The sequence below is a fragment of the Roseburia sp. OM02-15 genome, assembly GCF_003481835.1.
Taxonomy (GTDB): domain Bacteria; phylum Bacillota; class Clostridia; order Lachnospirales; family Lachnospiraceae; genus Eubacterium_I; species Eubacterium_I ramulus_A.
The window spans coordinates 40,447-62,720 of sequence record NZ_QULX01000015.1 but is presented as its reverse complement, the minus strand read 5'-3'; the positions used below and the strand labels follow the sequence as shown (position 1 = coordinate 62,720).

The following is a 22,274-nucleotide window of genomic DNA, read 5'->3' as shown; positions in this document are numbered from 1 at the left end:
AAAATAATTTCTATAATTCTTCTTTTTTCTTATACTTACGATATAAACTAACACTGATAGCCACTCCAGCTGCAACAATAATTACGACCACGTAAAGTGCCGGATTCTGCATATCACCGGTTTTTGGTGCTTTTGCGGTTACGGCTGTGGCTGTTTTTACCGATGTTTTGGCTGGTGTTTCAATGGTTCCCGGAGTTTCTGTGGTTTTCCACTTGTTTTCAAATGTGATCTGGCTCTGTTTTCCGGATTGCCCCGGATGAACTGCCCACATTTCGGCTTCCAAACCGCCATTTTCGGCATTTGTCACACGAACTGTTACATCATATTCGGTAGCATCGTATGTGATGTTCTGATCTGTGCCGCTAAGCTGCCGAATGTGGTATTCATAGTCTCCAGGTGTTGTATACAGAATTGAGTCAAATGTCCCGCTCCCAGTTGCCCCAATCTGTATCTGGTTCTGCTCCGGCATTGGAAGGTCTGTCCGTCCGTCTGCTGCCTCCATTACGACTGTAAAAGCCGGATTCTTCTGCGTCTGACTGTCAGATCCATTACCTGTCATTTTCACTGACACTGGAATTGACACCGCACAGGTCTTTTCCGCCGCCATGGCAGGTAACGCAAATAACAGTGCACACCAGAAGAGCAGAACCATGGCTAACACAAAGATGCCACCTTTTTTGCTCTCCACGATTTTTTCAACAACCAGGTTTCCAGTTCCATTCACATTGTCTTTTTGCACGTTTTTCTGCTTCATTTCGCACCTCCTTCCACACATTTTTAGTCCTATTCTTTTTTCATCAAAACAACACTACTTTCTTCTAGCAGAATTATTCAGAAAACTGTTTCACTATTTTCAAAATACAGCTATTTCTGCTTGTTATCAGAGGATTCCTGCAGTTTTCCAAATAACACCACCCTTCCGTTTGTGGCAGATTCCGCACAGGTAGATAGAGCGATCACAGAATCCTGCGATGTTACACCAATGTCCCGATACTGCACCGCATGTTCCTGAACATACTGCAAAAGCTGCTGCATCTGCCCGGTCGTATCCGGTTCCCCGATATATCCATAGATCTGGCTGTCCATCGCATCTGTCTCCACACAGGCAAAAAATGTAATGGAACATGTTTTTTCCGGCAAATATAAGGTTCCGGTCTCATGCGTGGCAAAATATTCTTCATCGGCAAATTCCACCACATCACCAAACATGGCTCCATTGCTCATATGATGCCCATAAATCAGATTATATGGATCCGAAAAATCCGGTTGATTCGCACTCTGCAGAAAGATTGCTCCTGACAGTGCAAAGTCTCCATATACATCTTTATTGATATATTCCATATCATCTTTCCCACGCACCACCGGGTAATCGATGCCGGTATCATACACCGTCAGCCATGCACAGACATCTGCATTGATTTTTTGCAGATCCTGCAAAGAGGGATTGCTATCCTCCCCCTTTACAGGTTTCAGTTTCATCAGGTCCTGATCCGGCAGTGCACTGTGATAAATGCGCCAGGTGTCCCACAGGGAATAGCCGCCGTACAGAAACAACACCGTCATCAGGCAGGCAACAAATAGATTCATACTACGATTCGCAATCCGCAGCAGTTTTTCTGCAATGGTTATTCTGCGGTCATTTGCTGCTTCTGAATTTGAATCTGCATTCTGCATATTTACTTTTTCCAGTTGTTCCGTTTTTGTTTGTAATTCCCTGCTTCCTGTCATTTTGTATCACTGTTCTTTTTCATGTTCTGCCGTTGCTTTTTTAGCTCTGCGGTTTCCTGTTGATTCAATTTCGACTGCTTAAGATAATTTTTTTCTGCGAAAGAACAGTGCTCCAAGGGCAGAAGCCAGACCTGCAAGCAGTGCATACGGAGTTACACTGAGTGCAATACCTGTCGGAGATACCGTTTTCTTCGTATTTGTTACAACAACTGCGTTATCTGCTTTGGTCATTTCCTGAGAGGTTGCTGTTACTTTTGCAGAAGTGCTTGCTGCGGTATCTTTTGCAATACTCTGGGAAGTGCCGGTTCCTCTTTTTACTGCAAATGTGGTATCGTAGCCTTCGGAACTGCTCACATTCTCTGTTACGGTATAAGTTACAGTGGATGGAATACCCTTGATTTCAGCAATTGCTGTTTTATCTGCCAGATCCAGACTTACAGAGCCATTGCCCTGTGCATCTAAATCCACTTTCTTATCTCCAAAAGTAAAGGATGTGTTTGCCGGGCCCTTGAAATTAATTGTAAAATTAAACAACTGGTCCTTGTTACCCATATTTCCTTCTACTACTTTATCCAGACTCAGCTCATAGGTGGTGTAAGCGTCTGTGATATTGCTGTTTTTTCCGCCATATGTCGGCTGTTTTGTATTCTTATCAAAGGTCGGTGTCACTGCGGTTTCTGTAAATATAGTGGCATCGATTTTGTAACCGCCATCGCTGTCATTTACTACATAAACGTCCATATAACGTGTATTAGTGCCCACATCAGTAATATCTGTATTGGTATTTTCACTTTCAGTAATCACATAACGATAAATGCCAGGAGCGGTAAAAGTTCCATCCGGGAATGTGATGGATACGTTCTTTGTCACTTTGTTCTGTGTGATTGTGTCACCCTTTGTATAAGTTACGCTCGAAATAGTTGGTAAGCCAACACCTGCTTTGACTTCCGGAGAATTTGCTGTTGCACCTATCGCACTTCCCGCTGTAATGGTATAAGTATAGGTCACATTCGGTACATTTGCGCCCTCTGCGTTTTCCATTTGCAGCACTTTCTGGAACTGAACCACACTGTCTCCGGTGGCTGCCATCGCCGGGATCTGCATTCCGCCAAACATCATTACTCCTGCAACTGTCAGTGCTGATACACGTCCGATCATTTTCTTTTTCATACTCTTTTACCTTCCTTTTCAAATCCATACTATTTTTGTTCAGCTTGTTTGATGAAATTCTTTTCTTCGTATATTTACAATCCATCAAAGGTTATATCAGAGAAGAAATCAACTTCCACCACTGATATCACTTTCTATCAAATAAGCTCTGAGTATTTCACCGTTCTCTTAATATTCGCTCATTTCCTATAGCGAATTTCGTCGAATCACAGTGATAATTTTTCCTTTTATCTCACGTGTATCCACCGCTCCAAAATAACGGCTGTCTGTTGCACCTTCCCGATAATCGCCCAGTACAAAATATTGCTGCTCCTGCAATTGCAATGGATATATGACATCACTTTCGTATTGCGGAGTCTGATAAAAAATATTTTGTTCCAGTACGACACTCTCGTTGACCTTCACTGTTGCCTGTTCTGTAATTTCTACCGAATCGCCCCCTTTCGCGACAATTCGTCCCACGTACTGCTGATCGTCTTTTTTATAAACAATGACATCCCCGGCAACCGGATGTTTATCCAGTCGATAATACAACACCAGATCACCGGCACTCATGCGGGGTGACATATCTTCATTTTTGACTGTGGTGATTCCAAACATAACACCAAAAAGGAGATACAAAATTCCAATCAAAATCAGCAGACGTATCAGAAACCAGCGCCATTCTTTTTGAATAGCCACATCCTGTTTTTCCATCGTTTCAGTTTCTGATGTTTCTTTTTCCGAAATCACTTTCCTTTCATTACTTTTCATAAATCTTTCCGTTTTCTACCGTGGTTCTTTCTTGATTATATTCACCTCAAACAAATAGCCACCATTCCTTTAATCTAATTACTATGCAGGTTCATTTCATTAAAAACGTGAATGTTTTCTACGTTTGCTGTAAACCAGATATACTGCGCCAAGTCCCAGGGCAGCTCCCATCAAAATTCCCATAGGAATTGCATTATTCTGAACTCCTGTCGGTGGTGACACAATATCATAAACATACGTGTTTACAATGTTTGCAATCGCAGTTTTCTGATCCTGCACCATTATGGTTCCTTCGGCTCCCTCTGTGCCGTTAAATGTCGCATCGACCCGGTAGTTTGGAATCGCCGCCGGCAAAATTTCCTCGATCCGATACGTTCCAGCTGCCACATTTGTTTTTGTATAAGTGCAGGAATAAGAACCATCGTCGTTTCTGGTAAACTGACTTAAGGAAACCGTTTCCGACTTCTGATCCGGTCCTGTAATTTTCACCTGCAGCTGATAAGATGCTGCCTGATCCTCCGTCAGTCCACGTACTGTTTTGACAATCTGCAAATGTCCGGTATCCGGATTTGGATCTGGAAGTGTCTCACTAAAGGACACGTTGTCCAGATGATTTCCAACGGTTCCAGCTTTTGTCTTACCATCACCACCATTTTTATCAAATGCAGTTTCGCCTGCAACAAAGAAAAATCTTGTCAGATACTGATTTTCGCTGACATCATAATCCCCAGTGTGACGATACCACTGCACGTTATCGTCCGTGATGGTTGCCACCGAAGCTCCCGGATATTTTCCGGTATTATTTTGCACATTTGTGATAACATCCTGCACTTTACTCTGAGTTTCAACCTTATATTGTTCCGCCAGTTTTGTAGACATAATCACCACGTACATCATATCTTTCTGTTTACTGTCATTCGCTTTCGTACCACGTCCGCGATGATAAAGCTGCCAGTAAAGTTTTGCCCCCGGAGTAGTCAGTACATCCTGATACAGCGCACCTGGTTCGTTTGCATTCAATTCTGCAAACTGTGTTCCACTGGCTGCTGCCTCTACCTTATGCCATTCCAGAGACTGCTGTGCATGTGTCTTTCCGGTATCTTTGTCAAACTTATCTGTGGCAGCACTGACATACTCAATTTCTGCATCCTTTGCAGTTGTCTTCCAGATGAGCCCTGGAGTTCCGTTGGAATAAAACGGCTGATAACCAGTTTCTTTGGTTGTCACCGGTGTTTCAAAATCTCCATTTTCCAGCTGATTGTAGTAGCTAACCTGAAGTGCCACTGACTCTGCCAGAAGCTGACCGGAAGCGTCCTTTACCTGAACCTTGTAAAAACAACGGGCGCCTTTATCCAGCGCAACATTCAGAGCGGTTCCATCTTCCGATACATTGTAGGAATTTCCGGTTACTTTATGCCGTTCTACCTTTGTCCATGTATTCGTCCCTTCGGCATGCTTGTACCATTCCAGAGTGATTCCGTCTGACTGCTCACCGGTAACCTGTGCATTTAAAGTTCCGGAATTTTCAATGTTATCTGTAATTGTGACAGAAACATTTCCTGCTGCCAGAGGTTCCACAGCTGCTGCATTTTCGGATGCATTATTTTCTACATCTGAACCATTTACAGTTTCACCTGTTTGATTCTCAGCATCGCTGTCTGTAGTTTTTGTTGCATCTTCTGCAGATGAATTTTCTGCATTCTGTGCTTCATCTCCCTGCAACGATTCCTTCTGATCCATTTCAGAGTTTATTTTTTCCTGCAAAGTATCCTCGGCTTCTACATTATCATTCTGTTCCTTCTGTGATTCTTCCGTTTGTATTTCTGTTAAATTTATCTCTTGTGCATTGTGTTGCATGTTTTCTTCCGTGGAAGCAGTTTCTCCCACATCATCTTCTTTCTGCGTACCGTCCGCCTGCATCACAACCGTCTGCGCCTGATTGGAAGTACCTGCGTTTCCAGATTCTTCCGCCTGCACAGATGCCCCGGTCAGTGAAAAAAGCAACAGCAACGCCAGTAAAAACGTGAGAGGTCTTTTGAATTTTCTTCGCATTCCACCATCTCCATTCCCGAAATAAAGCCAGATTCCCTTTTAACCCAAAGTTCCTCTTTTATTTCTAGGTAATTTATATGCAGAAAGGCAAAAAAATATGACAGGAAATTTGAAAAATTTTCCTGCCATACAATAATTTACTCAATTTTTATTTTCTATACACATTTGCACAAACCAATAATGTACTTGTAATCCAGTCACAACTAATCTATATTCTGGGCACGAATTAGTCGCATTCAAGAAAATTTTTCAGGAGCTCTTTATAATCTACGCATGGACTCGTTTTTAAATGCATCCCGCTCCCGGCTTTTCTGAATTTTCTCCAGCATCACCGAAATGTCCCGGTTCAGATTGCCCGCCAGAGAAATATAATTGGAAGCGTGATTGGAACGAAATACCGTTCCTTCCGAATCTACATGTGTCAAAAACAGCTCCATCTCCTCAAGCACCTGCGCCGGTGTCAGAAGCTGCATCGCACCGGATTTTACTTCCTTTAGCATCGGTGCACCCGGCTCTAAAAGCAGCGTCAGAAATCCCAGATAATCCGGTTTCATCGCTGTGATTAGTTTTGCAGATGCAATCGCATGCTCTTTCAGCAATTTCTGTCCACCAAGACCAGAGATCAGCGTCACACTGAGCCGAATCCCTGTTCCACATAACCGCTCCGCGGCCTGTACATATTCTTCCACCGTCACACCTTTGTGGATATGTTCCAAAATCTCCGGACTTCCGGATTCTGCCCCCAGATAGATCATATCAAGCCCAAGTTCATGTAATTCCTGAAGCTCTTTTTTCGATTTTCGCAAAATATCCTGCGCGGTTCCATAAGAAGTAATGCGCTCTGCCTTTGGAAAATACTGTCTGCACAAACGTAAAATCGTACACAATTTTTCCTGTGACAGCACCAGTGCATCCCCGTCTGCCAGAAAAATCCGCAGATTGCGATTTCCGTAATAATCTCGTGCTTCTTTTAAATCTTCTTCCACTTCGCGCAAAGGCTTTACATGAAAGCTTTTTTCTTTGTACATCGTACAAAACGTGCAGCTGTTGTGCGCACATCCCACCGTCACCTGCAAGATCAGGCTGTATGCCTCACTTGGCGGACGGTAAATCATTCCTTCGTAATTCATATGTCTCTTCTTTCCTTCTGCGGCACCAGGAAGATAAATACCAGTGAACTAAACAACAGCAGAATCGGATAAAATAACTTCGGCATAATTTGAAATGCCGACAGATCATATCCCAATTCATGCGCTGCGGAAATTGCTACCAGCATCTGCGCACCATACGGAATAATTCCCTGCGAAACTGCAGAAAACGTATCCAAAATCGATGCTGTTTTTCGCGGTGTAATGCCGTACTCCTCCGCCATCTCTTTTGCAATCGGATTTGCCATAACGATAGCTACAGTATTATTTGCCGTCGCCACATCCATAGCGCCAACCAGCAGTCCCATACCAAGCTGACCGCCTTTTTTCCCTTTAAACACTTTATGGATGCCTGCCAACAATGCATCAAATCCGCCATATTCCCGGATCAATGCACAAAGCGCTGCCACAAGAATTGCCACCATACAGGTCTCAAACATACCGGAAGCACCGTTTCCGACATTTGCCAGCAAATCTGCCGGACTGATATGTCCCACCGCCAGCATAATGATGGCACCGGATACAATTCCAATCAGCAACACCACAAACACATTAACGCCGATAATTCCACCGATCAGTACCAGAATATATGGCACAATCTGAAGCAAATGATAACTCTCCGTCACGGTTCCAGAGATATCCGTCCGGAAGGACAGAATCAAAATCAAAATCAGCGTCGCAATCGCCGCCGGAAGCGCAATCCAGAAATTTTCCCGGAACTTGTCCTTCATCTCGCAGTCCTGTCCGTTGCAGGCGGCAATCGTCGTATCCGAAATAAATGACAGATTATCGCCAAACATGGAACCGCCCATGACAGAGGCCACGCAAAGCGGCAGTCCAAAACCGGAAGCGTTCGATACCGCTACCGCAATCGGTGTCAGCAGCGTAATCGTTCCAACGGAAGTTCCCATTGCCAGAGACACAAAACATGCTACTCCAAATAAGACTGCCACCGAAAACCGCGCCGGAATAATCGACAGCATAAAATACGCCACACTCTCGGCACTGCTTCGTCCAACCACGCCGACAAATACACCAGCAGTCAAAAAGATCAGCAGCATCGTGATAATATTTTTATCTGCCAGTCCATGCGCCATAATGCCAAGTTTTTCATCAAAACTGACCTTACGATTTTGCAGACAGGCGACCAAGATCGCCACCAGAAAAGCAAACACGATCGGCACATTGTAAAATCCCATCGGGATCTTCATAACATATTCAAATAAAATACCAAGTCCCAGATACAGAACCAGAAAAACTGCGATCGGCAATAACGCAATCGCTCTCCCTTTTCTCACTAATGCATTTCCTCCTGTACTCGTTTATTTTTCATGGAAAAACTCAATTTCTTCGCCAACTGGTCCCCGGCAGAACGCAATACGCGCCGGAAACGGAATCTCAGATGCGATTTCAATATCCTTCGGCTCCACAAACACCTCATATCCGGCAGCACGAACAGCTTCCACACAGGCATCTGTATCCTCTACTGCAAATGCAAAATGACGGATTGTTCCTGTCTCCAGAGGAGTCTCCTCTGTCTCAAAAATTTCCATCAGGCCAGCTCCGGTATCGTACATGATGCCGCTGTTCCAGCTTCTTGCCACCGGAAGACCAAGCACCTCACCGTAAAACTGCTTTGTTTTCTCAAATTCCTCTTTTCCACAGCATTTTAATGCTACATGGTGAATTCCTTTTATCAGACTCATAATTCAACCATTCCTTTTTTATTTTTTTATTTTCATAACTGATATATTAACGCAATTTTTTTAATTACACAACGAAAAAAAGAACTCTGGATATTTTTTCCCGGAAAACGACGATTAGCGTCCGGGACAAAATATCCAGAGTTCTCTTCATAACCTGAATTTATCTCAGTCTGAGTTGAGACTCCCACTTCTGCAAGTGGTGAGTAATAACAAGTCTTTCTCAGTGGGAGTACAATCTCCGACTGAGATAAACGCTCCGCGGGGATGTGCAGTGATTCTGAGAAGAATATGTCAGCTTTCGCTGACCAGAATCACGCACCAAGTCTCACGTGCGTTCGACTTGAATTTCAAAAATTAGATATTCAGCAAATCACTGTATACTTTTAATGCTCCGTCTGTCTCATGCGCAAGTACGCGTTTTGCCAGCACTTTACCAAGCTGTACACCTTCCTGATCGAAGCTGTTTACATTCCATACAAATCCCTGGAACATTACTTTGTTCTCAAAGTGAGCAAGTAAAGCGCCCAGTGTCTTCGGTGTCAGCTGCTCGCCGATGATAATGCTGGAAGGACGTCCACCCTCGAAGTTTTTATTGCGGTTCTCATCCGCTTTACCACATGCAAATGCAACAATCTGTGCAGCTACGTTTGCACACAGTTTCTGCTGGCTTGTGCTGTCCTGAATTACTACATCGGTACCGATCTGGTTGTTTTTAAATCCGATAAACTGAAGCGGTACAATGTCAGTTCCCTGATGCAGTAACTGATAGAAAGAATGCTGTCCGTTTGTACCAGGCTCACCGAAGATCACCGGTCCTGTCACATAATCAACCGGCTCGCCGAAACGGTTCACGGATTTTCCGTTGGACTCCATATCAAGCTGCTGTAAATGTGCCGGGAAACGGCTCAGTGCCTGTGAATACGGAAGTACTGCTGTGGACGGATATCCAAGTACGTTACGCTCGTATACACCAATCAGTGCATCCAGCATCTCCGGGTTCTTTAATAAGTCTTTGTTTGTAGCTGTTTTATCTACTTCTGCTGCACCAGCCAGGAACTCTGCAAATACATCCGGTCCGAAAGCCAGAGATAATACAGCGCCACCAACTGCGGAAGAAGAAGAATAACGTCCGCCGATATAATCATCCATAAAGAATGCTGCCAGATAATCATCACTCTTAGCCAGCGGAGATGTCTCACTTGTTACAGCGATCATATGCTTGGAAGCATCCAGACCTGCTTTTGCAAGGGCATCTTTTACGAAAGACTCATTTGTCAATGTCTCTAAAGTTGTACCTGATTTGGAAACCAGAATGAAGATGGAATGTGCCACATCGATGGAATTTAATACTGCTGCTGCATCATCCGGATCAACATTGCTGATGAATTTTGCTTCCATTTTGAATTTATGATTTACTTTTGCCCAGTTCTCTAATGCAAGATACATTGCACGCGGACCTAAATCACTTCCGCCGATACCGATCTGAACAACCGTTGTAAATTTCTCGCCTGCTGCATTTGTGATCTCGCCTGCATGTACTTTGTTTGCGAAATCAGCGATTCTCTCCTGCTGTGATACATAGAAATCACGTTTGTTTACACCGTCAGCAACTACATCATTGCCAAGCTGACCACGGGTAAGCTGGTGAAGTACCAGACGTTTCTCTCCGGTATTGATCACTGCTCCGTTGTACAGAGACTCATATTTCTCGATCAGCTGTGCTTCCTCAGCAAGTTTTGCCAGAGCTGCAAGCACTTTTTCATCTACTGCTTTTGCAGCATAATTATAAGTAAGACCATCCATCATTGGAATGCTGTAATTTTTTACACGTTCTGCCCCATTTTCCCCGGACATCACTTCTGCCACATTGACAGGCTCTACTTTTTTCAGCTCCTCGTAAGAAGCAAGGGTATCTAAATTTTTCCAGTTAAGCATGATAGATTCCTCCTCGTATCTTTCCTTGTGTTTGTTATAATTCTAACAATCTACGGAAATTATACTATTATCCTGTCCGAAATTCAACCGGACAAATCTATTTTTCTATGCAAAATCGCCTGAAATTGCTTCTTATTTAGACACAATTTTATCATAGGCTTTCGATGTGATACGAAATACCAGATAATAAATAGCTGTAAAAATCAGGATTGTCACAACCAGACAGGTCACAAACAACGGTACATTCGTCAGATTCAGCATAGCCAGCAGCCTGCGGATCATCGGGAATGCTGCTGCCACATGAATCGCAGCCATCACAAGTGGAAGAAAAAATACAATCCGAATCTGGGACTGAATGGTAGCCTTTACTTCCGCATGGCTCATACCAACCTTTTCCATGATAATATAGCGCTCTCTGTCATCATAACCTTCAGAAATCTGTTTGTAGAAAATGATCATCACCGTAACCATCAGGAACATGATGCCAAGGAACAGTCCCAGAAAGAACAGACCGCCGTACAATACATAAAAGTCTTTTTCATTCTCGGTTCTGCTTTCCAGATAACTGGTATGGGTATTTTCACCGGACTCCATGGCTTTGCTCAGTGCTTCTGCGCAGGCCAGTTTTTCTTCTTTTGTTCCATCATATTCGAAGGAAATTTCTGTCTGATACATGCTGAGCATGCTGGAACCATCCGCATTCATTCCGGCTGCTTTCTGAAGATCAAAAATCTGTCGCAATACTGACTCATCCGCAATGACATAGATACTGCCATCCAATACCATAAAAGAATCATTTTTCGATTCGTAGGAAAACGTCTGATCCACCGCATAGGTCTGTCCGTACAGTTGAATCGTGCTCTGATTATAAGGAGTTTTGCTGTAAATGTTTACTTTTCCTGCTTCCGGTTCAGGCATTTCCGATGCTTTCAGGGAACGGTCTGAAGCCAGCAGACTCTCCCTGGTGATAAAAGTAACACCTGTCATATCTGTAGCAGATACATCGACAGAACCGTCCAGCGGTAAAAACTCTGATCCTTTTACTGTCATAAATATCTGAAAGTAACTGTAGACTTCTGAATCTGTTATTTCTCTTCCCTGTGCCTGAATGGTATCCGCCATTTTCTGATAAAGTTCCTGTACATCCACGGTCGGATCCATGGTCTCTGACCGGTCCATATAGTTCACTTCGTATGGATAACGGGCTTTCAGTTCATCATCCACTCCGGCAAACATACTTACTGTCATGGAAATCATAACCAGAACCATCGTAGACAGCACACAGATGCTGGCCAGACCTGCCGCATTCTGTTTCATGCGGTACAGCATACCGGAAACAGCTGCAAAATGCTTTTTGTTATAATAAAATTTTTTATTTTTCCGCAGCATTTTCAAAATGGCGATACTTCCTGCCGTAAAAAGCAGATAGGTTCCGATAATAACCAGCAGAACTGCCAGGAAAAATTTTGTCAGTACTTCCATCGGATTTTCCGTTGTAATAGCAATGTAGTACGCCACTGTCAGACACGCAATACCGGCAATTGCCATCAGTACTTTCGTCTTTGGCTCTTTTTCTCCGACATTTCCGCCACGCAACAGTTCAATCGGATTTGCCAGACGAATCTGTAATAAATTGTATAAAAGTGTCAGAACATATACAAACCCAAAAACCAGAATCGTATATTCAATACCTGCTTTTGCCACATAGAAACTTACACTTTCCTGAAATCCAAGCATGCGGTAAAGCAGCATCAGAATCAGCTTGGAAAATACGATACCGGATAAAACTCCTCCGGCAATGGCGATCACTGCCACAAAAAATGTTTCCTGTCCCAGTACTTTTGCGATATGTCGTTTTTCCATTCCAAGGATATTGTACACACCAATTTCTTTTTTTCGGTTTTTGATAATAAAACTGTTGGTATAGAAGATGAAAATGCAGGCAAAGATGGCAATAATGCCGACACCCATACTCATGATCATTTTCAGATTCGCAGCACCCGGGATCGTCTTCATGCCCGGATTATTATTAATAAAAATCATCAGATAAAACATGGCCACCGTTACAATTCCGGAAATCAGATATGGGAGATATAACTGCCGGTTGTTTCTGATGTTTGTTTTTGCCAGTCGTAAATACAGATTACTCATGTTCTTCACCACCTGTCGTCAGTACTGTCAGCGCATCGGATATCTTCACATAAAGCTGCTCGTTTGTGGCATTGCCACGGTAAATCTGATGGAAGACTTCTCCATCCTTGATAAACAAAATACGGTTTGCATGGCTGGCTGCCTTCGTGCTGTGCGTTACCATGACAATGGTCTGTCCTTCTGCATTGATCTGGGAAAATAGATTTAACAAACTGTCCGTTGCTTTGGAGTCCAGTGCGCCTGTCGGTTCATCTGCCAGCACAAGCTCCGGCCGGGTGATCAGTGCTCTGGCAACCGCCGCCCTCTGTTTCTGTCCGCCGGACACTTCATATGGATATTTTTCTAACAGATCCCTGATACCAAGTTTCTGTGCGATTGGCTGAATCCTCTGTTCCATCTCTCTGTAATCCACACCGGAAAGTACCAGTGGAAGAAAAATATTGTCCTTCAGAGAAAAATTATCCAGCAGGTTGAAATCCTGAAATACAAATCCCAGATGGTTCCGGCGGAAGGCTGAAATTTCTTTTTCCTTTACGGACACCAGGTTTTTGCCATTCAGCAGGACTTCTCCTGCCGTTGGTTTATCCAGTGCTGCCAGAATGTTTAACAGGGTTGTTTTTCCGGAACCGGATTCTCCCATGATCGCCACGTACTCGCCTTTTTCCACGGAAAAGTTGATGTTGCTTAGCGCCTGTACCTGGTTGCCGCCAAATCGTGTCGTGTATATCTTTTTTACATTATTTACTTCCAAAATTGCCATGATAGTCACTCCTTTGCTGTGGTCTGCCCGACATTTCATGATTTTCATAATTTTATGTCTTGCAGAATGTTTTTATTTTTGTTTCAGCATGCTTGTTTCTTTGTTGAGACTATCATAACAAATGGGCGGGGTTCAAGCCATCGATTTGACTTACAGAATCCTTACAAAATTGTAAGATACAGATGTGAATCGGTAAGATAGAAAAAAGGTATATGATTAAACGGTAGGTAATGAAAAGAGAGCAGGATATTTTGCCCCGGCGGCTAACAATCGCCTGCCAGGGAAAATATCCTGCTCTCTTCATCTACGTTCTTTACCTGCGCAAACTGAAAATATTCTCCTTACTCAAGTTTTCCAAATATTACTTGGTGTTTATCCCTCATATATCGGTTCAAAATCACTTGCATCGTGTCCGCAAAGAGGACATGTGTAATCTGCCGGCAATTCACTTCCCTCATATACATAATTGCAGATTTTGCATCTCCATCCAATAATTTTCTTATCCTTGGATATCTCTTTTTTCTTCGGTTTTACACGATTCTGATAATCTGCATAAGTGAGTGGAGCATTGTCATTCAACATCTTAGCATCCGTCACTTCCGCAATAAACAAGGTATGTGTCCCCAGATCACGCTGTTCCACAACTTTACCGCTGATCACAGAACATGCATGCCACCCCATGTACGGGACATTATTATGGTCCGTCGGCAAAGGCAGTTGATCAAATTTGTCCACATCTCTTCCAGACTGAAAACCGAAGTGACTGATTGTCTCAAAGGAACACTGCTCGTCCAATAAACTCAGTGCAAAAATACCACTCTCTTTAATCAACTCACAGGTATAATTACTGTTCAGTACAGAAATAGCAATTCTGATCGGATCATTTGCCACCTGCATACAGGTATTTGTAATGCAGCCATTCGCCTTTTCCCCTGAACGTGTTGATAACATAAAAACCCCATACGATAAATTATAAAGTGCCTTCTTCTCCATAAAGTAAATCCCCTCTCCTTTCTATTTTAGTAATAATTACTATTATTATAATAAAATTATATCGTGACGGTATACCTTCTGTCAATATAAAAATAAGCTGATGTATACTTTTCCTTCATATATATCAGCCTATTACAACTGGAAGTTGTCACTCTGTCAGTCGATTCTCCTCGCCCCAGACACAAAGCTGATCCAGCACAGTCATCAGCGATTTTCCTCGTTCCGAAAGCGTATATTCCACCTTCGGCGGGATCTGCGGATACTCGGTGCGGACGATCAGTTTGTCTGCTTCCAGCTCCTTGAGATTCATGCTGAGGGTCTTGTCGGAAATGGTTTTCAGATACCGTTTCAGCTCATTGAACCGCACGGTTTCAAACTCCATCAGACAATAGAGATTCAAGTCGAACGCACGTGAGACTTGGTGCGTGATTCTGGTCAGCGCAAGCTGACATCTTCTTTTCAGAATCACTGCACTCTACACTCCGTTCCGGTCGGCGCAAAACCATTGTCTCCCAGACAATGTGCGCCCTCGCGGAGCATTTATCTCAGTCGGAGATTGGACTCCCACTGAGAAATACTTGTTACTACTCACCACTTGCAGAAGTGGGAGTCTCAACTCAGACTGAGATGACCATCTTGTGCTTGCCTGAGATCAGCGACAGCGTGTAGGCAAAACCGGTGTCCTCAAAATTGGCGTTCTCAATATAGTTCTTTATCATTTGCTTTCTCCAAGGATAGTACCTGTCATAATTACCAGTACTTGAATTTCTGATTTTCCTGCGTATAATTATAAGCAGGATGAACGGTCCTGTCAATATGATCACAAGGAGGAGTTATCATGAGAACAAAATTGAAAATTACCGAAGGCATTTTCCCCATACCGGTTCTGATGGTTGCAACTTACAACGAGGACGGCAGTGTGAATGTCATGAACGCCGCATGGGGCACCATGCATTATGATACTGAGGATATCCCAGCAATACTTGCTATCCCTGATACCTTATTCTTTCTACCAGCGTTTCCTTTTTCAGATTACTGCTTAAAACGCAGGAAAGCACAATCTGCAAAAGGCTAACCAGCAAAATCATAGCAAGAATTGGTGTAATTGGAACATGATAGACATTCATTCCAAATATCCCATTATGCTTTGCATAGGCAAAGAGCACGTAGCCAAGTGGCAGACCAACGACAAGTGCTACACATATGGTGCCAACCGTAAAAATCAGTCCCTGTAACTGCAGACATAAATTTAATTGTTTATTTGTCATACCCACAGCCTGTAATACACCATATTCCTGCTTTTTTGTCGTAATATTCATGATCATGGTATTTGCCATATTCATAAAACCGATGAATCCTACAACCGCAATAAACAGATAACAGCCAAGCTTCATCGTGCGAGCTGAGAATTCTGCAGATTGTAACTGCGCATGATAAGTATCCATTTTTATATGCGAAGTATTAGAAATCAATGTATTCAGATTTTGCTCCACAGATGCCACATCTTTTTTGTCACAGTCCACCCACAGATAGCCATAGGCTGTTCCTCTCGGATTCATGGAACGGTATACGCCTTCCGGAATGACAAGGTAAGTGTCCGCACTTACAAAGGATCCTGCAATCTTTCCCTGATAGATATAGGTTCCACTTCCATTCTCAAAGTCAAATGCAATGGATTCACCCGGAGCATATCCATCTTGTTCCATCCACATCGACCAACCAAAGAAAATTTCACCATTCTTTACCGCCTGATCATAGTCCATAGAGCCAATATCCCCGTCCTGGCGCATAAAATCAAAATCCTTTTTACTCACAACAGCAGCCGGAAATCTTGTTCCGTTCAGATTTACAGAGACAATCTCTCTCGTCATGACATCTGTCACTCCCGGAATGCTTTTGATTTCTTCAATCAGCGAATCATTCAATGGATCATCCGTCAGAATCGTATCCAGATTATTCTCCGGATATCTTTCATCATACTCAGCAGAATAGTCAAGCTGCAGTTCAAATTGTCCATGATTAACGGAAAGACGTGCTTCATGCTCCGTGTCAATATTTCCCACATAATTAGAAATAATCACAAGCAATGCGCAGGAAAGCCCCAGTGTGAGGATGGTACCAATGGTTCTTTTTTGGTTACCCATTACATTTGCCATTGCCATAGAAAACACGGTGACATTTTTTCTGCCATTTCGTTTTCCTTTTTTGTGTGTTTCTGCATTTTCTAAATACCGTGTTGCTTCGATAGGTGAAATCCGTGAAACAATTTTCATTGGTTTACGCAGTGCCAAAGCAACGGTAAGAAATGATACGAAAATACATAGAAGCATAACAGGCAGGGAAAACAGTGACACCTGCTGATTTTGGACTCCCATAGAGTCAGTTCCGGTTGATACAAGATTCCCCTGTTCTACCAGCCAGTTAAAACCGCATTTTGCAATCAGAAAGCCCAGAAGCAATCCAACCGGTATTGAAAAAATTGCCAAAAAAATGCCCTCTCTGAAGATCAGTTGTTTCATCTGCTTTTTTGTTGCTCCCAGAGCCTTGATTTTTCCATACTCCTGTATCTTGTTGGCAATACCGACCTGAAAAATATTATAAATGACCACAACAGAGAAAAGTACAATTGCAAGAATCAAAACCCCGCATACCGCAATCGTTTCATAACTCGGCTGCAAGACCCATTGCAAATAGAGATCATTGACTATAACGTTTTTTTCTTCGATCCCACAAGCTGCTGCAATCTGCTTTATAACCGAATCAATATTATTCATAGATACATTTGCAGAATCGTTTAAAGTAAAATAAATATTATACTGTCTGTCATTCTCTGCGACGTGCTCATCATAAAACTCCTGTGACCCGAAAGCAACATAAGATGCCTCGATGGTATACTCATCCCGATCATATAGGATTCCGCTGACAACAAATTCTTCCGGCTTATATTCTGACTGCATCCCTGCGCGGTAATCCAGTGTAACCGTATCTCCGATCTTTACATCACCATACCCCATTGCACGAAAAAATGCTCTTCCTGCGACAATTTCCTGCATTTTTTCCGGATACTTTCCTTCCTTCAACTCATATTCTTTATTATAAGGAAGCATTTTTCTTGCAGTCTCATCCATGCAGACAAACCCGCCTTTTTCATTGCCTTTTATGATACCTTCGGTGCACATAGTGCCTGTAGCATCTATTTCCGCACGGCGGTTTACTTCTTTTAACTGCGATCCGTCTGCGGAAACAAACAGACCATAATTGCTTCCATATGATCCTGCCGCCTGACTTTTCTGTAAATGAATTACCCCATTTCCCACAGTACTGATGATAACAAGCAGCATCGTGGCCAGACAGATTGCCATCATGATCAGTATACTTCTTGTCCTGTTCCTTTTGTCATTGCTATATGCAATCCTGCTTATTGTCTTCATCTGAAATCCACCACCTGTCCGTCCTCAATCACCAGAATACGGTCAGCGACCTGTGCAATTTCGTCATCATGGGTAATCATTACAATTGTCTGTCCATATTTTTTTGCTGTCATCTTAAGCAGAGCGATTACCTCATCACTGGTCTTAGAATCAAGATTGCCTGTCGGTACTGCTTTGTTAGTACAATCATTATTTTGTGGTTATCCTCCGACTTATACACAATATGTGGATAAATTAAAAAGCAAGGCGGCGCATTTGTCCGTCTTGCTTCTCTTTTACTCCAAAATTATCGACATTATTCTTCGATATATTCAACCAGCTTCGGATCGCCGCTGATGAAATATCCGTCAAGTGTCTTGTACATCGGCTGTCCGTCAACTTCCATCACATGTGTGACTTCCTTTTCTGTAAATGCCGCTGCACCTCTGACCGCTTCATTGTCCCATGAAGGCGCATTCCTGATCCTGATGCTACCATTGAACACCCTTCTGATCTTTCCTTTGATTCTTACCGCTGGCACGCCGTCAATGTTTTCTGTGACAGCTTCTTCAGCCGCCTTGATTTCTTCAGGCGTTGCAGTTCCGACCTGATTTCCGTCAGTATCGTATGTCGGCACGTTTCCGTCTGCATCTGTGTCCAGCGCGCCTTCAGGTACAGTGTCGGTCATTGTTGCCTGCTGCTGTTCCTGATCTGTCTGATCTGTTTCTGCATCGGTCTTCTGCTCCTGATCGGTCTGATCGGTCTGATCTGTGCTGTTGGTTGCCTGCTGCTCCTGAATTGTGTCTGTGGCTGTCTGTGGCTGCTCTGCTGGCTTTTCTTCCTTTTTCCTGAAGTCTTTTACCACTGCGCCAGATTCATCGAATACGGCTGCTTTCTGTTTCTCTGCTGCTTTCTCTGCTGCATCCAGTTTCTTGTATGGCTTGTTTTTTTCTTTGTCGAATGTTTCGCCCATGAAGTATTCCATCGCGCTTCCTCCTTATTTCGCTGTGATGTATCTTGCGTTTACATATCCATACTTCTTGCCCTTTGCTCCGTCAATATAGATGTAATACCACAATGCTCCGTTCGGTGCTTTTGCACTTCCGCACACTCCGACTTCTGTGTTCTGCTTAATGCAAGGATATGACACAAGTTTGTCTGCATCTGGATCAGGCTGCTTTCTGACGTTCAATGCGCCTGTGTTCACATATCCAGTGAATGTCGCTGTCTTTGCTGTTCCGTATGGTACAGCTGGATTATTTCCTGATCCGCTTCCTGATCCGTTTCCTGATCCGTTGCCGCCTGACACGTTACATCCGTTTTCCAGTGCCATGATTGTGTGCTTGCCTGCTGCCACTGAAATATCGCCAGTCATAAGATTGTCGCCTGTTCCTGTGTACTTGCTTCCTGTGAGTTTTTCAAACTCTCCTGTCGCCATAATAGCATCGACCATGTTGCCTGTGTAAATATCCTTAGACACGCTGATTCCTGCGCATTTAAGCACTGGCGACATCATCGCACTGCAATCAGTTTCGCAAGGTGTTTTCAATGCTGTCGGATTCCAGCCGACCTTTTCAAGTTCTGTGTACAGTGAAGTTCTGTGTCCCTGACAATATCCGACTGAATCGTTGCCGCACAGCTGCTTCATCGCTGTCGCCGCCTTCGTTGCCTTGTTTCTGTCCTTGAAACGAAGCACGACTGTCTGACCGAAGCCATACCAGTTCCCAGTCTTTACTTCACGACCTGTCTGATCGCCCTTCTGTCCTCCTGTTGCTTTTCCTCTTTCGTCAATACTAGCCCATCCGCATAATGTTCCCATGTTCTTTTCCTCCTGTTTTAATAATGATCATCTGTAAGTGCTGAAAGTACGATGCAGCCGAATATGAAGATATAAAATACCAACATAATCGGGGCTGCAAACGATACCACGAAGGCGATCAGGAATGCTTTGCATATATACCCGATCCAGTCCTTCGCTGTTGGCGGCGGCTCAACCTCTGCGCCGTGATGTTTCGCTTCTTCCTTGTCAATCTCAACGCCTGCGATCAGCAATAGCATAATGATGACTACTGTCGCCATGAAGCAGATCGCGTATGATGTAATGTAAGCATGTAGCATTCCTTTTGACCTCCTGTCTTTTTATTCCGTCTGTATCTTCTGCGCCTGAATCGCAGCTGCTACCGCTGCCGCTTCCCTTTCTTCAGGCGGCTTGACTGCTTCAGCAGCCTTCTGATTCTTTTTCAAAATAGCGTTCAGTTCTTCAACTGCCGCTTCAATCAGATCATCGACCATGTCTTTGTCGATCAGTCCTTCTGATATGTATTCCGTCAACTTCTGCTGTTGTGCCTGAAGTTGTTCCCATACCCATGACTTCTTGATTGTTCCTGTGCCGCTTCCCCATTCCTTTTCTGCCTTTGATACGATAGACAGAAGGCTTTCTTTTACCAGTTCCACGACTTTGTCTGCCTGTTCCTGAAGCTGCTTCTTTTGGTCTTCCTTTGACTGCTTCAGGAAGTTTCTGACCTTGATTCCGATGCCTGCCACAATCGCAATGATTGTCAGGATCATCGGCAAATTATCATAAATTGTTTTTAATATTAAAGCTGCATTTTTCATCCGTTCGCACCGCCTTCCTCGTTTTCACTTTCCTGCTTTCCTTTTTTGATTTTCTGCCAGTTCTCAATTCCTGCCTTTATCATGTACCCGAACACACCCATGCGAAGCACTTCAGATGTTTCGCTGATCAGTGTGGTCAGCACCGATGTGTCTGCGAAGTGCCAGATCGCTATTACTGAAAACAGTTCAATGATGATGTAAAGCAGCACGCAGACAACCACAACTTTTTTTGAAAACTCCATGATCCAGCTTGTCAGTGACTTCTTGTGTCTTTTCTTTCTTCTGCTCGCTGGTATTGTATAGCTGTACTTCTCCACGCGCTTTCCTCCTGTTACTCTTCGATGTACTGATGTGGATGTGATTCATCAATGATCTTGTCAATTCTATCCACACGCTTGTGAAGCTGCTTCAGGCTTTCTGATGCCCTGATGTAATACTCCCTGATCTCTTTCATTTCGTTTCTGTATGATCCCATTTCAGACTTCACTTCAATCATAGTATTCTGAATATTTTCCAGTTTGGTCAGGATCGTTGCATCCTCTCTGGCTTCGTCCTGTGTGTCCTTCTTCACATTTCTGTTGCGTGTGCTGATTCCGAAGAAGATTGCAAACGCAATCGACACGCCTGAAAGTAACAATGATACTTCAATAGTCATTTTCTTTTCCTCCGTCAAATATATTTGCGAAGTGCTGCTTCGATTGCATCGTTTTCGTCTTCTGCCCTTTTGCGCTTCCCGAATAGATCGTCAAGCCTGTCTGTGGCTTCGTCTTGCGTCTGTATCGCTTCGATTCCATGTTGCGCCATTATTTCTGCCTGTTCCCTGACAATGTCTGTCAGAAGCGTATTCACGGCGCACAGCCTGTCGATCAATTCAATCTGCGTCATTATTCTTCACTGGCTTCATACTCTTCGCCAGTAATTTCCTTGTATTCCTCTGCTGTGATTCCCTTGCCTGCTCTTTTCTCATTCAGGACAACCCATCCTTTCAAAGTGTCCTTCGTGATATAATCTTTGTCCCAGCGTTCCTTCAGCATGTCAAACTTCTTGCTGTGTACCTTTTCGGTTGTTTCTGTGACTGTTTCATTTGCCTTTGTTTCTGCCATGTCTTATCCCTCCATAAGTTCCTGCATCATTGCCATGTTCATTTCGATTGATGACATTGACTGCATGATCATCTTTGTCGCTGGGCTTTCAAGCTCTGCCTGAAGCTGCGCATATTCTTCCTGTGTCATAGTCCTTTCGCTGTACACATAGACAGTGCGGTCTTTTTCTCCGTCAATGCCCTTCCTGATCTGTTCTGCGATGTTCTTTCGCTGATAGACCACTGTCGGGCTTGATGTCGTGTCCCACTCTGTCGGCTTGTCCATACTTTCTGACTGATACCATTCTGACATCATTGTTCTTCACTCCTTTCTTTGAATGCTTGCTGACTTTCTTTTTCAGTTGCTTTATATTGACATATGGCTTGATATGATCTTCATAAAAGCCATAAGTGTCCGTATGTGTAAACCAGCCCATTGATGCCAGCATTGCTGAAGCATCATACCAGTTGACTTTCTCTTTCTTTGCGATTCTGTGTGCCTTCTTTGTCGCACGCTTCAGGATTGATTTGCGAAGCGTTGTGCGGTTGTAATGAAATACAAATCCCATGAAGTCCAGCGCACGCCCTCTGGTCTTCGGTTTTTCTTTTCCTGTCTTCTTGTCTATGACTGGCGGTGCTTTCCTGTCTGGATATTCAAAACGGAATACTTGCCAGTTGTATTTTATTTTCTGGTGCATTTCATTCTTCAGATAGTCTTGCATTGCTTCTTCCAGTCTGTGAAGTTTCTTCTTATTTCGACCGAATGCAACA

Annotated in this window: 24 protein-coding genes and 1 pseudogene; all 25 read right to left on the bottom strand. The window is 43.5% G+C overall.

Features of this window, described 5'->3' with window-relative positions; genetic code table 11:
* Positions 1 to 10: 10 nt before the first annotated feature.
* Positions 11 to 754 (bottom strand): Spy0128 family protein, encoded by a 744-nt coding sequence (locus DXB15_RS12900; RefSeq protein WP_158582269.1) that lies wholly within the window; start codon positions 752 to 754, stop codon positions 11 to 13.
* Between the two features lie 110 nt (positions 755 to 864).
* Positions 865 to 1,674, bottom strand: a complete 810-nt coding sequence (gene srtB, locus DXB15_RS12895) for a class B sortase (RefSeq protein WP_242979891.1) — start codon at positions 1,672 to 1,674, stop codon at positions 865 to 867.
* A gap of 132 nt (positions 1,675 to 1,806) precedes the next feature.
* Positions 1,807 to 2,898 carry a DUF7601 domain-containing protein gene (locus tag DXB15_RS12890; RefSeq protein ID WP_109216193.1) on the bottom strand — a complete coding sequence of 364 codons (1,092 nt, stop codon included), beginning with the start codon at positions 2,896 to 2,898 and terminating at the stop codon, positions 1,807 to 1,809.
* A gap of 186 nt (positions 2,899 to 3,084) precedes the next feature.
* Positions 3,085 to 3,651, bottom strand: a complete 567-nt coding sequence (gene lepB / locus DXB15_RS12885; RefSeq protein ID WP_243115652.1) for a signal peptidase I — start codon at positions 3,649 to 3,651, stop codon at positions 3,085 to 3,087.
* 99 nt (positions 3,652 to 3,750) lie between these two features.
* A complete protein-coding gene (locus DXB15_RS12880) occupies positions 3,751 to 5,703 on the bottom strand; it encodes a hypothetical protein (RefSeq protein ID WP_118703179.1) in 1,953 nt (650 codons plus the stop codon).
* A 260-nt stretch (positions 5,704 to 5,963) separates the two neighbouring features.
* A complete protein-coding gene (locus DXB15_RS12875) occupies positions 5,964 to 6,833 on the bottom strand; it encodes a radical SAM protein (RefSeq protein WP_118703178.1) in 870 nt (289 codons plus the stop codon).
* Entirely contained in the window at positions 6,830 to 8,149 is a 1,320-nt protein-coding gene (locus tag DXB15_RS12870) for a Na+/H+ antiporter NhaC family protein (RefSeq protein ID WP_109216196.1), read from the bottom strand. Before DXB15_RS12870 ends, DXB15_RS12875 begins: the two co-directional genes overlap by 4 nt.
* 24 nt (positions 8,150 to 8,173) lie before the next feature.
* Positions 8,174 to 8,557, bottom strand: coding sequence for a VOC family protein (locus tag DXB15_RS12865; protein WP_109216197.1), 384 nt, complete (start codon positions 8,555 to 8,557; stop codon positions 8,174 to 8,176).
* A gap of 354 nt (positions 8,558 to 8,911) precedes the next feature.
* Positions 8,912 to 10,492 carry a glucose-6-phosphate isomerase gene (locus tag DXB15_RS12860; RefSeq protein WP_118703177.1) on the bottom strand — a complete coding sequence of 527 codons (1,581 nt, stop codon included), beginning with the start codon at positions 10,490 to 10,492 and terminating at the stop codon, positions 8,912 to 8,914.
* A gap of 132 nt (positions 10,493 to 10,624) precedes the next feature.
* The gene (locus DXB15_RS12855; protein WP_118703176.1) at positions 10,625 to 12,643 is read right to left on the bottom strand and encodes an ABC transporter permease; all 2,019 of its coding nucleotides are present in this window, start codon (positions 12,641 to 12,643) and stop codon (positions 10,625 to 10,627) included.
* Positions 12,636 to 13,403, bottom strand: coding sequence for an ABC transporter ATP-binding protein (locus DXB15_RS12850; protein WP_109215147.1), 768 nt, complete (start codon positions 13,401 to 13,403; stop codon positions 12,636 to 12,638). The genes DXB15_RS12855 and DXB15_RS12850 overlap by 8 nt, the downstream gene beginning before the upstream one ends.
* Before the next feature lie 372 nt (positions 13,404 to 13,775).
* Positions 13,776 to 14,396, bottom strand: a complete 621-nt coding sequence (locus DXB15_RS12845) for a flavin reductase (RefSeq protein WP_118703175.1) — start codon at positions 14,394 to 14,396, stop codon at positions 13,776 to 13,778.
* Positions 14,397 to 14,544: 148 nt separating this feature from the next.
* Positions 14,545 to 14,835, bottom strand: coding sequence for a winged helix-turn-helix transcriptional regulator (locus tag DXB15_RS12840; protein WP_242979806.1), 291 nt, complete (start codon positions 14,833 to 14,835; stop codon positions 14,545 to 14,547).
* 547 nt (positions 14,836 to 15,382) lie between these two features.
* On the bottom strand, positions 15,383 to 17,827 hold the full coding sequence (locus DXB15_RS12830) for an ABC transporter permease (RefSeq protein WP_118703174.1): 2,445 nt from the start codon (positions 17,825 to 17,827) through the stop codon (positions 15,383 to 15,385).
* A pseudogene (locus tag DXB15_RS12825) lies at positions 17,824 to 17,994 on the bottom strand (ABC transporter ATP-binding protein); the annotation flags it as partial. The gene DXB15_RS12830 and the pseudogene DXB15_RS12825, both read right to left, overlap by 4 nt.
* A gap of 128 nt (positions 17,995 to 18,122) precedes the next feature.
* Positions 18,123 to 18,791 (bottom strand): hypothetical protein, encoded by a 669-nt coding sequence (locus tag DXB15_RS12820; protein ID WP_118703173.1) that lies wholly within the window; start codon positions 18,789 to 18,791, stop codon positions 18,123 to 18,125.
* A gap of 12 nt (positions 18,792 to 18,803) precedes the next feature.
* Positions 18,804 to 19,625, bottom strand: a complete 822-nt coding sequence (locus DXB15_RS12815; protein WP_118703172.1) for a hypothetical protein — start codon at positions 19,623 to 19,625, stop codon at positions 18,804 to 18,806.
* 17 nt (positions 19,626 to 19,642) lie between these two features.
* Positions 19,643 to 19,924, bottom strand: a complete 282-nt coding sequence (locus DXB15_RS12810) for a hypothetical protein (RefSeq protein ID WP_118703171.1) — start codon at positions 19,922 to 19,924, stop codon at positions 19,643 to 19,645.
* Positions 19,925 to 19,945: 21 nt separating this feature from the next.
* Positions 19,946 to 20,422: a hypothetical protein gene (locus DXB15_RS12805; RefSeq protein WP_118703170.1), complete on the bottom strand. Its 477-nt coding sequence runs from the start codon at positions 20,420 to 20,422 to the stop codon at positions 19,946 to 19,948.
* Positions 20,419 to 20,739: a hypothetical protein gene (locus tag DXB15_RS12800; protein ID WP_118703169.1), complete on the bottom strand. Its 321-nt coding sequence runs from the start codon at positions 20,737 to 20,739 to the stop codon at positions 20,419 to 20,421. Before DXB15_RS12800 ends, DXB15_RS12805 begins: the two co-directional genes overlap by 4 nt.
* A gap of 14 nt (positions 20,740 to 20,753) precedes the next feature.
* Complete coding sequence (locus DXB15_RS12795) at positions 20,754 to 21,077, bottom strand: hypothetical protein (protein ID WP_118699350.1); 324 nt, start codon at positions 21,075 to 21,077, stop codon at positions 20,754 to 20,756.
* 14 nt (positions 21,078 to 21,091) lie between these two features.
* A complete protein-coding gene (locus tag DXB15_RS12790) occupies positions 21,092 to 21,307 on the bottom strand; it encodes a hypothetical protein (RefSeq protein WP_118699349.1) in 216 nt (71 codons plus the stop codon).
* Entirely contained in the window at positions 21,307 to 21,525 is a 219-nt protein-coding gene (locus DXB15_RS12785) for an XkdX family protein (protein WP_243115651.1), read from the bottom strand. The genes DXB15_RS12790 and DXB15_RS12785 overlap by 1 nt, the downstream gene beginning before the upstream one ends.
* A gap of 3 nt (positions 21,526 to 21,528) precedes the next feature.
* Positions 21,529 to 21,654: a hypothetical protein gene (locus DXB15_RS17445; RefSeq protein WP_256385922.1), complete on the bottom strand. Its 126-nt coding sequence runs from the start codon at positions 21,652 to 21,654 to the stop codon at positions 21,529 to 21,531.
* Positions 21,655 to 21,697: 43 nt separating this feature from the next.
* Entirely contained in the window at positions 21,698 to 22,225 is a 528-nt protein-coding gene (locus DXB15_RS12780; RefSeq protein WP_118703168.1) for a hypothetical protein, read from the bottom strand.
* Positions 22,226 to 22,274: the final 49 nt, after the last annotated feature.

What these genes read in the sequence shown, in the direction of transcription:
- DXB15_RS17445 (WP_256385922.1), bottom strand. Translation starts at nt 21,654, where the DNA reads ATGACACAGGAAGAATATGCGCAGCTTCAGGCAGAGCTTGAAAGCCCA.
- DXB15_RS12890 (WP_109216193.1), bottom strand. Translation starts at nt 2,898, where the DNA reads ATGAAAAAGAAAATGATCGGACGTGTATCAGCACTGACAGTTGCAGGA.
- DXB15_RS12900 (WP_158582269.1), bottom strand. Translation starts at nt 754, where the DNA reads ATGAAGCAGAAAAACGTGCAAAAAGACAATGTGAATGGAACTGGAAAC.
- DXB15_RS12810 (WP_118703171.1), bottom strand. Translation starts at nt 19,924, where the DNA reads ATGCTACATGCTTACATTACATCATACGCGATCTGCTTCATGGCGACA.
- DXB15_RS12795 (WP_118699350.1), bottom strand. Translation starts at nt 21,077, where the DNA reads ATGACTATTGAAGTATCATTGTTACTTTCAGGCGTGTCGATTGCGTTT.
- DXB15_RS12805 (WP_118703170.1), bottom strand. Translation starts at nt 20,422, where the DNA reads ATGAAAAATGCAGCTTTAATATTAAAAACAATTTATGATAATTTGCCG.
- DXB15_RS12815 (WP_118703172.1), bottom strand. Translation starts at nt 19,625, where the DNA reads ATGGGAACATTATGCGGATGGGCTAGTATTGACGAAAGAGGAAAAGCA.
- srtB (WP_242979891.1), bottom strand. Translation starts at nt 1,674, where the DNA reads ATGCAGAATGCAGATTCAAATTCAGAAGCAGCAAATGACCGCAGAATA.
- DXB15_RS12830 (WP_118703174.1), bottom strand. Translation starts at nt 17,827, where the DNA reads ATGAAGACAATAAGCAGGATTGCATATAGCAATGACAAAAGGAACAGG.
- DXB15_RS12790 (WP_118699349.1), bottom strand. Translation starts at nt 21,307, where the DNA reads ATGACGCAGATTGAATTGATCGACAGGCTGTGCGCCGTGAATACGCTT.
- DXB15_RS12850 (WP_109215147.1), bottom strand. Translation starts at nt 13,403, where the DNA reads ATGGCAATTTTGGAAGTAAATAATGTAAAAAAGATATACACGACACGA.
- DXB15_RS12875 (WP_118703178.1), bottom strand. Translation starts at nt 6,833, where the DNA reads ATGAATTACGAAGGAATGATTTACCGTCCGCCAAGTGAGGCATACAGC.
- DXB15_RS12860 (WP_118703177.1), bottom strand. Translation starts at nt 10,492, where the DNA reads ATGCTTAACTGGAAAAATTTAGATACCCTTGCTTCTTACGAGGAGCTG.
- DXB15_RS12855 (WP_118703176.1), bottom strand. Translation starts at nt 12,643, where the DNA reads ATGAGTAATCTGTATTTACGACTGGCAAAAACAAACATCAGAAACAAC.
- DXB15_RS12865 (WP_109216197.1), bottom strand. Translation starts at nt 8,557, where the DNA reads ATGAGTCTGATAAAAGGAATTCACCATGTAGCATTAAAATGCTGTGGA.
- DXB15_RS12780 (WP_118703168.1), bottom strand. Translation starts at nt 22,225, where the DNA reads ATGCAAGACTATCTGAAGAATGAAATGCACCAGAAAATAAAATACAAC.
- DXB15_RS12785 (WP_243115651.1), bottom strand. Translation starts at nt 21,525, where the DNA reads ATGGCAGAAACAAAGGCAAATGAAACAGTCACAGAAACAACCGAAAAG.
- DXB15_RS12845 (WP_118703175.1), bottom strand. Translation starts at nt 14,396, where the DNA reads ATGGAGAAGAAGGCACTTTATAATTTATCGTATGGGGTTTTTATGTTA.
- DXB15_RS12880 (WP_118703179.1), bottom strand. Translation starts at nt 5,703, where the DNA reads ATGCGAAGAAAATTCAAAAGACCTCTCACGTTTTTACTGGCGTTGCTG.
- lepB (WP_243115652.1), bottom strand. Translation starts at nt 3,651, where the DNA reads ATGAAAAGTAATGAAAGGAAAGTGATTTCGGAAAAAGAAACATCAGAA.
- DXB15_RS12820 (WP_118703173.1), bottom strand. Translation starts at nt 18,791, where the DNA reads ATGGAATACTTCATGGGCGAAACATTCGACAAAGAAAAAAACAAGCCA.